The organism is Pseudomonas sp. B22129 (assembly GCF_044218875.1).
Taxonomy (GTDB): Bacteria; Pseudomonadota; Gammaproteobacteria; order Pseudomonadales; family Pseudomonadaceae; genus Aquipseudomonas.
The window spans coordinates 5089410-5104699 of sequence record NZ_CP162592.1 but is presented as its reverse complement, the minus strand read 5'-3'; the positions used below and the strand labels follow the sequence as shown (position 1 = coordinate 5104699).

12 protein-coding genes are annotated in these 15290 nt (G+C 63.0%); 6 read left to right on the top strand and 6 right to left on the bottom strand.

All coding sequences use genetic code 11. From position 1 onward, the window contains the following. The first annotated feature begins 26 nt into the window (after window positions 1-26). Genes treS through AB4P94_RS23420 form a run of 3 tightly spaced genes read left to right on the top strand, consistent with a single transcriptional unit; the run spans window position 27 to window position 6826 of the window. Window positions 27-3374 (top strand): maltose alpha-D-glucosyltransferase, encoded by a 3348-nt coding sequence (treS, locus tag AB4P94_RS23430; protein WP_395607689.1) that lies wholly within the window; start codon window positions 27-29, stop codon window positions 3372-3374. Continuing rightward, window positions 3371-5608 (top strand): 1,4-alpha-glucan branching protein GlgB, encoded by a 2238-nt coding sequence (glgB, locus tag AB4P94_RS23425; protein WP_395607688.1) that lies wholly within the window; start codon window positions 3371-3373, stop codon window positions 5606-5608. The genes treS and glgB overlap by 4 nt, the downstream gene beginning before the upstream one ends. Before the next feature lie 51 nt (window positions 5609-5659). Next, window positions 5660-6826 (top strand): diguanylate cyclase, encoded by a 1167-nt coding sequence (locus AB4P94_RS23420; RefSeq protein WP_395607687.1) that lies wholly within the window; start codon window positions 5660-5662, stop codon window positions 6824-6826. A gap of 3 nt (window positions 6827-6829) precedes the next feature. Here AB4P94_RS23420 and AB4P94_RS23415 read toward each other — a convergent pair whose 3' ends face one another. The 3 genes from AB4P94_RS23415 to AB4P94_RS23405 all read right to left on the bottom strand — a co-directional run bounded on the left by AB4P94_RS23415 (window position 6830) and on the right by AB4P94_RS23405 (window position 11325). After that, complete coding sequence (locus tag AB4P94_RS23415) at window positions 6830-9016, bottom strand: response regulator (protein ID WP_395607686.1); 2187 nt, start codon at window positions 9014-9016, stop codon at window positions 6830-6832. Between the two features lie 161 nt (window positions 9017-9177). Beyond that, window positions 9178-10029: a CAP domain-containing protein gene (locus AB4P94_RS23410; RefSeq protein ID WP_395607685.1), complete on the bottom strand. Its 852-nt coding sequence runs from the start codon at window positions 10027-10029 to the stop codon at window positions 9178-9180. Window positions 10030-10110: 81 nt separating this feature from the next. Beyond that, a complete protein-coding gene (locus tag AB4P94_RS23405) occupies window positions 10111-11325 on the bottom strand; it encodes an MFS transporter (RefSeq protein WP_395607684.1) in 1215 nt (404 codons plus the stop codon). Window positions 11326-11438: 113 nt separating this feature from the next. Between AB4P94_RS23405 and AB4P94_RS23400 the strand changes: the two genes are divergently transcribed. Continuing rightward, the gene (locus tag AB4P94_RS23400; protein ID WP_395607683.1) at window positions 11439-12344 is read left to right on the top strand and encodes a LysR family transcriptional regulator; all 906 of its coding nucleotides are present in this window, start codon (window positions 11439-11441) and stop codon (window positions 12342-12344) included. A gap of 21 nt (window positions 12345-12365) precedes the next feature. Continuing rightward, on the top strand, window positions 12366-13040 hold the full coding sequence (locus AB4P94_RS23395) for a GNAT family N-acetyltransferase (RefSeq protein ID WP_395607682.1): 675 nt from the start codon (window positions 12366-12368) through the stop codon (window positions 13038-13040). 58 nt (window positions 13041-13098) lie between these two features. Here the strand turns inward: AB4P94_RS23395 and AB4P94_RS23390 are convergent, their stop codons facing one another. Both AB4P94_RS23390 and AB4P94_RS23385 read right to left on the bottom strand, forming a co-directional pair. Then, window positions 13099-13470 carry a hypothetical protein gene (locus tag AB4P94_RS23390; protein WP_395607681.1) on the bottom strand — a complete coding sequence of 124 codons (372 nt, stop codon included), beginning with the start codon at window positions 13468-13470 and terminating at the stop codon, window positions 13099-13101. An 84-nt stretch (window positions 13471-13554) separates the two neighbouring features. Continuing rightward, on the bottom strand, window positions 13555-14184 hold the full coding sequence (locus AB4P94_RS23385) for a TetR/AcrR family transcriptional regulator (protein ID WP_395607680.1): 630 nt from the start codon (window positions 14182-14184) through the stop codon (window positions 13555-13557). Window positions 14185-14268: 84 nt separating this feature from the next. Between AB4P94_RS23385 and AB4P94_RS23380 the strand changes: the two genes are divergently transcribed. Beyond that, entirely contained in the window at window positions 14269-14868 is a 600-nt protein-coding gene (locus AB4P94_RS23380) for an NAD(P)H-dependent oxidoreductase (protein ID WP_395607679.1), read from the top strand. Window position 14869: 1 nt separating this feature from the next. Here the strand turns inward: AB4P94_RS23380 and AB4P94_RS23375 are convergent, their stop codons facing one another. Beyond that, window positions 14870-15259 carry a hypothetical protein gene (locus AB4P94_RS23375; RefSeq protein ID WP_395607678.1) on the bottom strand — a complete coding sequence of 130 codons (390 nt, stop codon included), beginning with the start codon at window positions 15257-15259 and terminating at the stop codon, window positions 14870-14872. Window positions 15260-15290 lie beyond the last annotated feature (31 nt).

Below are 15290 nucleotides of genomic sequence, written 5' to 3'. Positions count from 1 at the left end.
AAATTCAGCGTTTCGAGGAGTTTCCAATGGCGAAGAAACCCAGCCCCTCCACCTTCATCAAAGACCCGCTCTGGTACAAAGACGCGGTGATCTACCAGGTTCACGTCAAATCCTATTTCGACTCCAACAACGACGGTATCGGCGACTTTCCCGGGCTGATCGCCAAGCTCGACTACATCGCCGACCTGGGCGTGAACACCATCTGGCTGCTGCCGTTCTACCCCTCGCCACGTCGCGATGACGGCTATGACATCGCCGAGTACCGTGGCGTGCACAGCGATTACGGCACGATGGCCGACGCCAAGCGTTTTATCGCCGAAGCCCACAAGCGTGGGCTGCGGGTGATTACCGAACTGGTGATCAACCATACTTCCGACCAGCACCCCTGGTTCCAGCGCGCCCGCAAGGCCAAGCCCGGCTCGGCGGCGCGGGATTTCTATGTGTGGTCCGACGACGACCAGAAATACGACGGCACCCGCATCATTTTCCTCGACACCGAAAAGTCCAACTGGACCTGGGACCCGGTAGCCGGCCAGTACTTCTGGCACCGCTTCTATTCGCACCAGCCCGACCTCAACTTTGACAACCCGCAAGTCATGAAAGCCGTGCTGTCGGTGATGCGTTACTGGCTGGACATGGGCATCGACGGCCTGCGCCTGGACGCGATTCCGTACCTGATCGAGCGTGACGACACCAATAACGAAAACCTGCCCGAAACCCATGACGTGCTCAAGCAGATCCGCGCCGAGATCGATGCCCATTATCCCGACCGCATGTTGCTGGCCGAAGCCAACCAATGGCCGGAGGACACGCAGCTGTATTTCGGCGACAAAAAGGGCGATGACGGCGACGAGTGCCACATGGCCTTTCATTTTCCGCTGATGCCGCGCATGTACATGGCCCTGGCCCAGGAAGATCGCTTCCCCATCACCGACATTCTGCGCCAGACGCCGGAGATTCCTGCCAATTGCCAATGGGCCATTTTCCTGCGCAACCACGATGAGCTGACCCTGGAAATGGTCACCGACAAGGAGCGCGATTACCTGTGGAATTACTACGCCGCTGACCGCCGCGCGCGCATCAACCTCGGCATTCGTCGTCGCCTTGCGCCACTGATGGAGCGCGACCGCCGCCGCGTGGAACTGCTCAACAGCTTGCTGCTGTCGATGCCCGGCACACCGACTCTGTATTACGGCGATGAAATCGGCATGGGCGACAACATTTACCTGGGCGACCGCGATGGCGTGCGCACGCCGATGCAGTGGTCTATCGACCGCAATGGCGGTTTTTCCCGCGCCGACCCGGCCAGCCTGGTGCTGCCGCCGATCATGGACCCGCTGTACGGCTACCAGTCGGTCAACGTCGAGACCCAGACCCAGGACCCGCATTCGCTGCTGAACTGGACCCGGCGCATGTTGGCGGTGCGCAAACAGTCCAAGGCCTTTGGCCGTGGCAGCTTGAAAATGCTCTCGCCGAGCAACCGACGCATCCTGGCGTACACCCGCGAATACACCGGGGCCGATGGCCGCACGGAAATCATCCTGTGCGTGGCCAACGTGTCGCGCAGTGCCCAGGCGGCGGAACTGGACCTGTCGGCGTTCGCCGGGATGGTGCCGGTAGAGATGCTTGGCGGCAACGCGTTCCCGCCGATTGGCCAGCTGAATTTTCTGCTGACCCTGGCGCCTTACGGCTTTTACTGGTTCGTGCTGGCGGCGGAAAACCAGATGCCCAGCTGGCATGTGGAACCGGCGCAGAGCATTCCGGACTTCACCACCCTGGTCTTGAAAAAGCGCATGGAAGAGTTGCTTGAAGAACCGTGCCGCACCAGCCTGGAGCAAACCTCGTTGCCGGCCTGGCTGCCCAAACGACGCTGGTTTGCCGGCAAGGACGCAGCCATTGAACAGGTCAACATCGCCTACGGCGTGCGGTTTGGCGACCCGGAGCACCCGGTGCTGCTCAGTGAAATTGAAGTCACCAGCGGCGGGCAGGTCAGCCGTTATCAACTGCCGTTCGGCTTTCTCGGCGAGGATCAGTTCACCAGCGCCTTGCCGCAACAACTGGCCCTGGCCCGCGTGCGTCGCACGCGACAGGTGGGCCTGGTCACCGATGCCTTCAGCCTGGAGCATTTCATTCGTGCCGTCATCCAGGGCCTGCAGGCCGGTACGGTGCTGAACTCCACTGACGGCGACCTGCGTTTTGAAGCCACCCCGCACCTGGCCAACCTGCACCTGAGTGACGAATCCCAGGTGCGCTACCTGTCTGCTGAACAGTCCAACAGCTCGGTGGTGGTCGGCGAGAGCCTGGTGCTCAAGCTGATCCGCAAAGTCAGCACCGGGGTCCACCCGGAACTGGAAATGAGCGCCTACCTGACGGCCGCCGGTTACCCGAATATCTCGCCGCTGCTGGGTTCGATGGTGCGTCGCGACGGGGCAGGGCAAGACAACCTGCTGATGATTGCCCAAGGCTATTTAAGCAACCAGGGCGATGCCTGGGCCTGGACGCAAAACAGCCTGGAGCGGGCGATTCGCGATGAGCTGGCCGAGGCGATGTCCGAGCAGGAACAGCATTACAACGCCCTCGGCGAGCTGCAGGACTTTGCCGGCTTGCTGGGTCAGCGCCTGGGCGAAATGCACGTGGTGCTGGCGGCGAAAACCGCCAACAAAGACTTCAAGCCTGAAGCCACCACCGCCAAAGACACTCAAGCCTGGGCCAAGGACGTGGGGGCGCAGATCGACCGCGCCCTGCAATTACTAAAACTTCATCAAAGCCAGTTGAACCCCGCTGATCAGGCATTGGTCAGTGAATTACTGGCGCAGAAAAAGGCCATCGGCAGCCATGTCCAGGCCCTGGCGAAAGCCACGGCGGGCGGGTTGCGGATTCGCGTCCACGGTGACTTGCACCTGGGCCAGGTATTGGTGGTCAAGGGCGATGCCTATTTGATCGACTTTGAAGGCGAGCCGGCGCGCCCATTGCACGAGCGGCGCGGCAAGCACAGCCCGTATAAAGATGTGAGCGGTGTGTTGCGCTCGTTTGATTACGCAGCGGCCATGGCCCTGAATGTGCAAGGCGTTGATCACTCGCCCGAAGCGGACATTGCCCGCAGGCGTGTGACCGACCGTTACTTGAATGAAGCGCGCGCGGCATTTATCCAGGCTTATCATCAGGCTACGTCTACACTGGCGCATGACTGGCAGGATGCCAAAGGCCAGGACGCAGCGCTGACGTTGTTCAGCCTGGAGAAGGCCGCGTACGAAGTGGCTTACGAAGCGGAAAATCGCCCGACCTGGTTGCCGGTGCCGTTGCAAGGTTTGCACGGCCTGCTCAGCGGGCTCATACCTATATCGAAGACTGCACGCGGTGGGGAGACGTCATGAGTTTTACACATAAAGAACCGCTGCAAGCGAAGTTGACTGCAATGCCGGCGCCGCACGACGTTGAAGCATTGGTGCGCGCCGAACACCACGACCCGTTCTCGATTCTGGGGCCGCACGATGATGAACACGGCGGCCAGTTTATCCGCGCATTCCTGCCGGAGGCCCTGAGTGTCCAGGTACTGGCGCGCGACAGCGGCGAACCGATCGGCAGCCTTGACGCCACGCAAGTGCCGGGTTTGTTCGTCGGGCATTTTTCCACACGCCAGCCTTACCTGCTGAAAATCCAGTGGGCCGGTGGCGAGCAGATCACCGAAGACCCCTACAGCTTCAATCAATTATTGCTCGGTGAGATGGACCTGTACCTGTTTGCTGAAGGCAACCACCGCGACCTCAGCAGTTGCCTGGGCGCGCAAGTCACCCAGGTTGACGGCGTAGACGGTGTGCGTTTTGCCGTGTGGGCGCCAAATGCCCGGCGTGTGTCGGTAGTGGGTGATTTCAATATCTGGGATGGCCGCCGCCATCCGATGCGCCTGCGGCATCCGTCTGGGGTGTGGGAAATCTTTATCCCGCGCCTGCAAGCGGGCGCGGCCTACAAGTATGAAATTCTCGGCGCCCACGGGATTCTGCCGCTCAAGGCCGACCCGATGGCGCTGGCCACTCAGTTGCCGCCGGACACTGCCTCAAAGGTTGCCGAGCCGTTGCAGGTGGACTGGCAGGACCATGAATGGATGCAGTCGCGCACCGAGCGACAAAAAGCCTCCGCGCCGCTGTCGATTTATGAGTTGCACGTGGGCTCCTGGCAGTGCGAGCTGGACGAGGCCGGTGAAGTCGCCCGCCAATATGGCTGGCGCGAACTGGCCGAGCGTTTGATTCCGTATGTGCAGCAGCTGGGCTTCACCCATATCGAGCTGATGCCGATCATGGAGCACCCGTTCGGCGGTTCCTGGGGTTATCAGGCGTTGTCGCAATTCGCGCCGACCGCGCGGTTTGGTTCGCCGCAGGATTTTGCTTTCTTCATCAATGCCCTGCACCAAGCCAACATCGGCGTGATCCTCGACTGGGTGCCGGCGCATTTTCCCACCGATACCCACGGCCTGGCGCAATTCGACGGCACGGCACTGTACGAGTACGCCAACCCGCTGGAAGGCTTTCACCAGGACTGGGACACGCTGATCTACAACCTGGGCCGCACCGAAGTGCATGGCTTTATGCTGGCGTCGGCGTTGCACTGGCTCAAGCACTTCCATATTGATGGCCTGCGCGTCGACGCCGTGGCCTCAATGCTGTACCGCGACTACTCGCGCAAGGCCGGCGAGTGGGTGCCTAACCGCCATGGCGGCCGCGAGAACCTCGAAGCCATCGACTTCCTGCGCCACTTGAACGACGTGGTCGCGCTGGAGGCGCCCGGTGCGCTGGTGATTGCTGAAGAGTCCACGGCCTGGCCGGGTGTCAGCCAGCCGACCCAGCAGGGCGGCCTGGGTTTCAACTACAAATGGAACATGGGCTGGATGCACGACTCGCTGCATTACATCCAGCAAGACCCGGTGTACCGCGCCCATCACCACAACGAGCTGAGCTTCGGCCTGGTGTATGCCTGGTCCGAGCGCTTCATCCTGCCGATTTCCCATGACGAAGTGGTGCATGGCAAGCACTCGCTGATCGACAAGATGCCCGGCGATCGCTGGCAGAAGTTTGCCAATTTGCGCGCTTACCTGGCCTTCATGTGGATGCACCCCGGCAAAAAGCTGCTGTTCATGGGCTGCGAGTTCGGCCAGTGGCGCGAATGGAACCACGACCAGCAACTGGACTGGTACCTCTTGCAATACCCCGAGCACCGGGGCGTGCAGAAACTGGTGGGTGACCTCAACCGCCTGTACCGCGAGGAGCCTGCGCTGCATGAGCAGGACGATGCGCCGCAAGGTTTTCAGTGGTTGATCGGTGACGACGCGATCAACAGCGTCTACGCTTGGTTGCGCTGGAGCAAGGACGGCAAGCCGGTGCTGGTGGTGGCCAATTTCACCCCGGTGCCCCGTGAGGCGTATGCCGTCGGTGTACCGTTTGCCGGGCGCTGGAGCGAGGTGATCAACAGTGATGCCGACACCTATGCCGGTTCCAATTATGGCAACGGGGGTGAGGTGTTCACGGTGGATGAACCGCGCCACGGGCAGCCGGTATCGTTGTCGCTGAATCTGCCGCCGTTGGGCGTGCTGATTCTGCGGCCGCAAGTGCTTTAAGGGCTCTACTGTGCCGGATTCTGTTGTCCGGGCTAGTGGCAGGGTGCCACAATGGCGCCTTTGTCGTGGCAGTTGAAGCAGGCGGATTTCATGAACGGCCTTGGGCGTGGGCAAGACCAGGATGGCTTTATCGAAGAGCAGGTGCGAACTGACCGTTTGCACCAGCTGTTTCGCCAATCGTTCGCCGCCATTTTTGGCAGTTACCTGGGCGCTGTCATGCTCTGTTGGCTGTGCTGGGACCGCTTCGACCACAAGGTCATGCTGGTCTGGCTGACGGTGCTGGCGGTGACGTCACTGTTGCGCGTCAAGATGTTCATGGACTGGTTTCGCTGCCCGAACCATGAGCGTACCCCCGATCGGTGGGAGCGCCGTTACTGGGTCACGCTGATGCTGTCTGCGGGTGTGTGGGGCATCGGTGCACTGGCGGTGATGCCCATCGACGACCGTGTTTCCCAGGTGCTGGTCATGCTGTTTACCGTGGGCATGTCGGTCAGCGCGGTCTCGTGTTATTCGGCTTATCGGTATATGACCCTGGGCTCCATGGCCCTGGTGCTGTTGCCGTGCACGCTGTGGCTGTTGTTCCAGCACTCGCCGATGCAGGTGGGCGTGGCCGTGGCGGTGTTGGTGTTCTCGACCTTTGTGGTCAGCGCCACACGCAAATTGTCTGATGCCCTGGAAAAAGCCTTTCGCCTGACCCGGCAAATGGAGCGCGCCCACAATATCTCCACGCGGGCCGCGCAGACCGATGAGCTGACCGGGCTGATGAACCGCCGCGCCTTCTTCGAACATGCCCACCTGTTGTACGCGCAATGCCGCCACAACCGGCAACCGCTGTGCGCGTTGATGATGGACATGGACCATTTCAAAGACATCAACGACACCTATGGCCACCAGGCGGGCGATCAGGTATTGCGCCAGATTGGCGGGGTGATCAGCGCATCGTTTCGTCAGGCGGATGTGTACGGGCGTCTAGGCGGGGAAGAGTTCGCGGTGTTGCTGCCCAATACGTCACTGGAGACCGCGCGGGACATTGCCGAACAACTGATCAAGGCGATTTCCGGGCTGGCCTCCGAGCCGGTGCAGGGCTTGACCGCCAGCCTCGGCGTGGCCTCCACCCGCAGCCTGGATCAGGACCTGCACAGCCTGATGAACACCGCCGACAAGGCGCTGTACCGCGCCAAGGCCATGGGGCGTAACCAGGTCGCCGTGGCCGACTAGCCGTCAGTCCTTGTGCATCGACTTGGCCAACACCCTGGCCACCTGCTCGGCAGAGTAGGGCTTGGCAAGGAACTCGAATCCTTCATAACCCCTGTCCGCCAATTCTTCGCTGTAGCCGGACGTGAGCACCACCGGCAGATCGGGCCGGCGCTGGCGCAATAGCTTGGCCATGGCGACGCCGGTCATCCCGGGCATGACCACATCCGAGAAAATCGCATCAAAACCCGCAACCGCAGGGCCAGCCAGGGCCAGCGCCTGTTCGGCATCGGTGGCCCACGTGGTCTGGTAGCCCAGGTCTTGCAGGATCTGGTTGGCGAAACGGCCGACCTCCAGGTTGTCTTCCACGATCAGGATATGGCGCAGGGCCGCATCGATGCTCGGGCAACGTTCCTCGGCGACGGCCGCAGGTGCCGAGGCCGGTGCTTCAACGGCGGGCAGGTAGAGGGTGAATACCGTGCCCTGGCCCAGGGTACTGGCCACGTCGACGTTACCGCCGGACTGCTTGGCAAAGCCGAAGACCTGCGACAGGCCCAGGCCGGTGCCTTTGCCCACCGCCTTGGTGGTGAAGAAAGGCTCGAAAATGCGTTCGAATGCTTCCTGGGCAATACCCACGCCCGTGTCGGCCAGGGCAATCGCCACACAGGGTTGCCGGCTTTCGGCATCCCCGCGGATGCGTGGCAATGCGGCCACATGGCTGACGCGCAGGCACAACGTCCCCTGGCCATCCATGGCATCGCGCGCATTGAGGGCGATATTGATCAGCGCGGTCTCGAACTGGCTGGAATCGACACGCACATGGCAGGGCTGCTCGGGTAACTCGATCTGCACCTGAATGCGCGCGCCGGTCAGGCTTTCGAGCATTTCGCCGATATTGCGTACCCGCAGGCACACATCGAAGACTTCCGGGTTGAGCGGCTGGCGGCGGGCGAAGGCGAGCAACTGGCTGGTGAGCTTGCTGGCGCGCTCCACCGTGTCGCACACCGCGCTCAGGTAGCGTTGGCGGCGTTCATCGGCCAGGTTCGGTTGGCGCAAAAAATCCATCGACGAGCGAATGATGGTCAGGAAATTGTTGAAGTCGTGGGCCACGCCGCCGGTCAATTGGCCGATGGCCTCGAGCTTTTGTGACTGATGCAGCGCGGCTTCGGCCTGGGTCAGCGCGGCGGTGCGCTCTTGAACGCGCTGCTCCAGGGTGGCATTGAGTTCGGTGATCGCTGCCAGGCCTTCGCGTACGGCGGCGTCGGCGCGCACGCGTTCGATGTGCGCCCAGGAGCGCTCGGTGACTTCGCCCACCAGCGCCAGGTCATAGGGCGACCAGGCACGTGCCGCCTTGTCATGCACGGCCATCAGGGCGGTCAGGCGGCCATCCTTGATCAGCGGGAAACACACCGTGGCGGTAGCGCCCAGCGCCTGGTAACTGGCGGATTCCTCGGGGGTGAACTCGACACGGTTGTCACGGATCACCAACGCTTCACCGGCGTTCAACTGTTGCACTGCCCGCGCGCCAAAGGAGGCCAGGCTATAGCGCCCCACAATGCTCGGCGAACCCGGTGCCGCCCAGTTGCCGCGAATGGTGAAGCCGTCTTCATCGGCGTCCATGTCGGCGTAGGCGCAGTTGGACACGTTCAGGTGTTCGGCCAGCAGGCGGGTGGTGATGGTCATTATGGCTTCGGCATCGGTGGCGTTGGCCACGCCGTTGCCGATCGCATCCAGCACCGCCAGGCGCCGCGCCAGAAATACGGTGGCGGTGGTTTCGGTGACGGTGTTGAGCATGCCCACGACTGTGCCCTGCGGGTCGCGGATGGGGCTGTAGCAAAAGGTGAAGTAGGTCTGTTCCGGGCCGTTGCCGCGCTCGATCACCAGTGGGTAGTTTTCCACGTAGGTGGCATGCCCTTCGAAAGCGGCCTGGGCGATGGGGCGCACTTCCTCCCAGACCTCCTGCCACACCTCGTTGAACGGACGGCCCAGCGCGTAGGGTTTGTCGCCCAGGATGGGAATGGCCGCGTCGTTGTAGAGCAGGGTCATCGACGGCCCCCAGATGATGGACTGGGGGAAACTCGAAGCAAAGCACAGTGCGACGGTGGTCTTGAGCACATCGGGCCAATGTTCCAGCGGCCCCAGAGGGGTGCTGGCCCAATCATGCAGGCGAACCTGCTCGGCCATGTCGCTGCTGCTTTGCAGCCAATTCATCATGGGGTGAACACCTTCTCTACAGCGGTCTTGAGGGCACGCAAATCTGCCGGCGCGTCAGGCAACAGACCGGTGGGGCGGCTGCCAGTTCAGTGCGATTATCCAGATGCTGGCAATCTGACGCTACCTGCACGTGAGGCCAGGGCTGCTCGGCAGCCGCGCTGCTATTGCGAACCCAGAACCCCTGTCCAGTAAATGCCCGCGTCGCTCTTGGGGTCCATCGCATAGGCCGCGCCCAGTTCACGAAACTGCGGGTTCATCAGGTTGGCGCAATGGCCGGGGCTGGCGAGCCAGCCGTCCACCACCTTGCGCGGCGTGTCGAGGCCGGCGGCGATGTTTTCGCCGATGGTCTTCGCGATATACCCGGCCAGTTCGGCGCGGTCACCGGGGGTGCGGCCGTCGTGGTCGAGGTGGTCGAAGAAGTTACCGTTGGCCATATTGCGCGTGTGACTGTTGGCGGCATTGGCCAGGTCGTCGTTCCACGACAACGGGGTGGTCGCGGTAAACGCCTGGGTGCCGCATTGGCGCGGCTGTTCACGGGCGGCGTTGATCAGCGTCAGCAATTGCTTGCCTTCGGTCTGCCAATCGCCCAGGCCACTGGTCAGCAGTGGGCGGGCCAGCACGATGCGCCAATCCTGGCCACTGTTGCTGACCCCAATGTCGACAAATTGCGGGTCGAGCACCACGCGGCAAAAGCTTTCACGCACCGCCTTCATCGCCGCCTGCGCATCCTTGGGCCCCGACAGGCTGATGGCCTGCACGTTGACCATCGGATACGCAGCCCGCGCCAATGCCTGTTGCAAATCGCCGACGTTGGTCGCCGGCAACACCAGACGTGTGTCGCTGGTCAGCGGTGGCAGTTCCTGGGATCCCTGGTCACCGCAGCGCTGAAGCTGGCTGCGGTAGGCGTTGATCTGTTGTACCAACTGACTTTCTTCATTCGCCATCGCGCTGGCGCAGAACGCCATACTGGCGGCCAGCGTCGTAAGACCCATCATCAATGACAGCACGCGCATGGACATTACCCTTGTGCTTGAAAGTGCCCATGATGCGCGATGTAACCCGGTCTGGCGCAACGCCTTTTTTGTTTTTTTGCCTCAACGGGTGTTTTGCGGGCAGCTCGCGGCGCCATGACGGCCCCAGGCGAAGGTCGCGGCAACGATGATCAGGGCCAGTGCCGCGCCGAAGGTCACGTGAAGGCCATTCGCCACGCTTTGCGCCGCTGCGTGGGTCACATCGGGGCAGGCCCAGGCAAACACCGCACCGAGGGCCGAGGCGCCGAAAATCAGGCCCAGGTTGCGCGAGAGGTTGAGCAGGCCGGAGATTGTTCCGCGCCGCGCGGGCTGCACATCGCTCATCACCGCCGTGTTGTTGGCGGCCTGGAACAGGCTGTAACCCGTGGTGAGGATGACCAGCGAGGCGAGGTAGGCGAGCAGGCCCGAGGCCAGCGACAGCAGCAGGGCGCCAGCCGCCATGATGCCCAGGCCGGTGAGGGTCATGCGCGGGCTGCCGAGGCGGTCGGTCAGGCGCCCGGCCGGTACCCCGGTGAGTGCCGCGACACAGGGCCCGACCGCCATGGCCAGGCCCATCCCGGCCGGGGCCAGCCCCAGGCCTCGGGACAGGTAAAACGGCCCGACAACAAAGGTCGTCATGATCACCGCCGACACCAAGGCGCTCATCGCCAGCCCGGCGCGCAGTGCCGGGTCTTTCAAGGGCTGCCAGAGTGAATCGCCGGAAGGCCCGATGCCAGCCAGATGATCAACCGGCAAATACCGCCAGGCGAGGGCGGCGGCCAACAAGCCCAGCGGCACCCCCGCCAGAAACAACGCGCGCCAGCCCCACAGGCTGAGCAGCAGCCCGCCGACACTCGGGCCCATGGCGGTGCCGACCGCAGACATCGTGCCGAGCAGGCCCATCACACGGCCGGTGCGTTCCTTGGTCACCGTGTCGCCGACCAGCCCCAGCGTCATCGCCATCATGATTGCCGCGCCCAGGCCTTGCAGGGTTCTGAATGCCACCAGCCATGGCAGCGAAGGTGTGGCGCCGCACAGCGCGCAGGCCAGGGTGAACAGCAGCAACCCGGCGAGCAGCAACCGCCGGCGGCCCCACCGGTCGCCCAGGCGGCCGGCACTGACGATCACCGCGGTAATCGCCAGCAAGTAGGCGAGCACCACCCATTGCACCCTGTGAAATGAAGCTTCAAAAACCTGCGCCAGCGCCGGCAGGCCCACATTGGCGATGCTGGTGCCCAGTGAGGCCAGCAACATGGACAGTGAGAGGCTCAACAGCGCGCCGCGTGAAGACGTCTTCATGGGAGATTCCTTGTATGAACGTAGCTGTCACAAATCTACGGCGCCGACTAACATGGCGGAAGACGCATGGGTTGCAGGTAATACCTGCGTATAACGCCTTGTAAGGAGGGCAGATGCCCGATCTGAATCTTCTGATCACTCTGGATGTGCTGCTCACCGAAGGCAGCGTTGCCCGCGCTGCTCAACGCTTGCGCTTGAGCCCGTCGGCCATGAGCCGCGCGCTGGCCCGCCTGCGTGAAACCACCGGCGACCCCTTGCTGGTGCGCGCCGGTCGCGGCCTGGTGCCCACGCCCCGTGCGCTGGCGCTGCGCGAACAGGTCGGCCGCCTGGTGCAGGAGGCACAGGCAGTGCTGCGGCCCGTGCAAGCGCTGGAGATGGGGCAGGTGGTGCGCACCTTCACGCTGCGCGCCAGCGAGGAGTTTGTTGAGAATCTGGGCCCGGCGTTGCTGGCGCGCATTGCCCGGGAGGCACCCGGCGTACGCCTGCGCTTCGTCAACAAGACCGACAAGGATTACACGCTGCTGCGCGAGGGCGGCGTTGACCTCGTCATCGGCGTAGTCGACCCGGACGCCAGCCCGGAGATCGTGATGCAGGCGCTGTTTCGCGACCGGTTGGTCGGCGTCGTGCGCGCTGGCCACCCGCTGAGCCGGGGCGCCGTCACGGCGCAGCGGTTTGCCCAGGGCCGGCACGTCTATGTTTCAAGGCGCGGGCTTGATCGCGGCCAGATCGATGAAGCGCTGGAGGCGCAGGGGCTCACGCGTGACATCAGCACCATCGTCGCCGGGTTTGCCACCGCCATCGCCCTGGCGCGCGACACCGACCTGATCGCCAGCGTGCCCGAACGCTACACCGCCCATCAGCGTGAAGGGCTCTACAGCTTCGTACTGCCCGTATCGATACCCACGTTTACCGTGGCCATGCTCTGGCACCCACGCCAGGATGCCGACCTGGCCCATCGCTGGTTGCGCAGCTGTCTGCGCGAGGTCTGCGCGCAACAGGTACAATCGCCGCTGCCTTGACGCGAAACCCCAGGAATGTGCATGTTCAGCCTTACCCGTTACACCACGCCGTGCCCCGAGCCCATCAATGGGCAGATCCTGCAAATGGTGGTGGACAACCTCACCGACATCAGCAGCGTGGCGCTGGCGCCGAGCAACCTGCTGTACAACATTTATCAATATGCCATCGGCTTTGAAGTGCACCTGTACCTGGACGCGCTGGATGGCGCGAAGGGCATCGCCGTGGAACTGGTGGTGGCGATGGATGAGGAGCAGCTCATCGGGTTTTGCCTGTACCTGCCGGTAAAAGACGATCCACAGGCCTGTGGCATCGCCTTCATGGCCGTGCAGGCCGGGCGCCGGCGCCAGGGTGTCGCGCGCGCGATGGTGCAGGAGGTGCTGGTGCGCTATCCCCACGCCGAGCTGGCGTGTGCGGTCGAAAAAGTGCCCGCGTTCGAGGCCATGGGTTTTCAAGTGCGCGCCGCGCGAGGCCCCCAAGTGCTGATGAACACCCGTGACTACGGCACCGACGGCTTGATGGGCGTGCTGGACGTGGCGGCGATCTACCGCTCGCTGGAAGTGCGGCAGATTCACACCTACCTGCTGCAAAAACACGGTAAACGCGCGATGGTCGATGCCGAGAAGCAGCGCGACCGGCACCTTGATCAGCTGACGCGCAAGGCGCAGCGGTTTGTGAGCGAGCGCCAGAGCAGTTAAAGGCCGATACCTGTGGTGAGGGAGCTTGCTCCCTCACCACAACAAGCTTGCTTGAGCGTTATGGCTTGGCCAGGTTCCAGTTGCCGCCAACGCCGTCACCGGTGATGTCGCCCGGCTTGCTGTCCTTGACCCAGGTGTACAGCGCCTGGCCCTTGTAGGCCCATTGTTTGCTGCCATCGTCGCGGCTGATCACGGTGTAACCGTCGGCATCCTTGGCACCGTCTTTCGCGGTGAACGCCGGCCAGTTGGCCAGGCACTGGCCGCTGCACGCCGACTTGCCGGCGCTGTCTTTGGCGAAGGTGTAGAGGGTCATCCCTTTGCTGTCGACCAGCACTTTGCCTTTGGCGCTGTCGGCCACGCTGGCAGGGGCGGCGAAGGCCATGGACGAGGCAAACATCACGGCAGCGGCGAGGGAGAGTTTTTTCAGCATGACGAGCTCCTGGGGTTTTCTTGGTTTTGAGTGCCTTGTGCGAGAGTCACAAGGTGTACTCAGGTAAACACCCGTCGTGCGCCTTTATTCCTTGGGCGATGAAAATTCTTTTACACGCGCGCCGCGATTGACCATCGCCAGGACGGTCGCCAGTAATTCCTGTTGCGCCTCTTTACGGCTGAGCTCCCCGCTGGCCGCCGCGTGGGACAAGGCCTCGGCGGCGCCCAGCATGGCGCGCAGGCCGGCCTGGGAGACCATGCCATCCGGCGCAAAGGGCGACAGCGCATCGCGGCATTTGTCGAGAAACACCGCTTCATAGCGACGCTTGAGGGTTTCCAGCTCCGGCGAACCGCTCAGCGCTGCGATCACCCCCGGAATTTCCCGGCCCTGCAGCAGCACACAGTCGACGTAGGACGAGGCAATCACCCAGGCGCGGTCGTCCAGGGTGGCAGCGCTGGCGGCGATGGCCTCGGTAAACACCTGGTCCTGGCGCCCGTCGAAATCTTCGTAGAGTGCGGCCAGCAAGCCCGCGCGCGTGACGAAGTGGTCGTAGACCACCGGCTTGGTCACACCGGCCAGTTCCGCCAGGCGGCCCAGAGCCAGCGCCTCAGTGCCTTCTTCGCGCACCAGTTGCCAGGCCACATCGAGTAGCTGGCGCAAACGATCTTCACGGGACAAACGGCGACGCGGGGCGGGAGATTCACTGCTTGACATGCTTATATACCAAAAGTAACTTACTATGGGTAGGTTACCAAAGGTAACTTAAACCCAAGCGTAAACTGAAAGGGAGTCCATGTCATGCATGCTTTGATCGTCGTTGCCCATCACGACCCGAAATCCCTGACCCACAGCGTGGCCGCACAGGTCGCCGCCGGCCTCACGGCAGCCGGCCATACCTTTGAAATCGCCGACCTCGCTGCCGAAGGTTTCGACCCGCGCTACACCGCCGCCGACCACTGTGTGCATCGCGAACGCGCCACGCCGCCGGCCGACGTGCTTGCCGAACAGGCACGCATCGACCGCGCCGACGCCTTGGTGCTGGCCTTCCCGATCTATTGGTGGTCCCTGCCGGCCCTGCTCAAAGGCTGGGTCGACCGCGTATTCGTCAACGGCTGGGCCATCGACTATGGCCCGGACAGGCCGGTGGTGAAAAAACTGCGGCATTTGCAGGTGCATTTGCTGGCGCTCGGCGCGGCGGATGAAAGCGCGTTTGACCGCCACGGTTACGCCAAGGCCATGCGCACGCAGATAGACTACGGGATCTTTGATTACTGCGGGGCTCAGGTGGTGACGTCCGAGTTGCTGCTGGAATCGGAAAGCAACACTGCGCAGACGCATCTGCACACAGCGAAAGCCTTGGGGCGGGGAATGTTTCAGAAGGAGGCCGTGCCGGGGTGACTCAACCTTCGCGAAACAGGTCGTGGGCATCCAGCAGGCGGTAGGCGATTTCCGGGCGTTTCTCCATGCCGCGGCGAATCGCCGCCGGGATGGATTGCCGGGTCTTGCGGCACATGCCGGGCAGCTCATCGATAGTGATCTGGATGCCGCGCATGCTTTTGACTTCGGTGTGGCCCGGCGCGACATGCACGCGGATGCCCAATTGCTCATACATCCGCTGTTGCATGTGCTCCAGGTCTTGCAGGCTTTTGAGGTCTTCGAGGCGGTCGAGCAGGCGCTTTTCTTCCTGACGCGTCAGGTTGAGGATGCGCACATCAGCACCAGGCGCTTCCAGCAGCTGTTCGCGGTCGCAGACGCAAGCGCCGGGCGGGCAGGGTTGGCGAAGTGTCATGTGCTTTCCCTCCCCATCGCGGCGCCGGCGG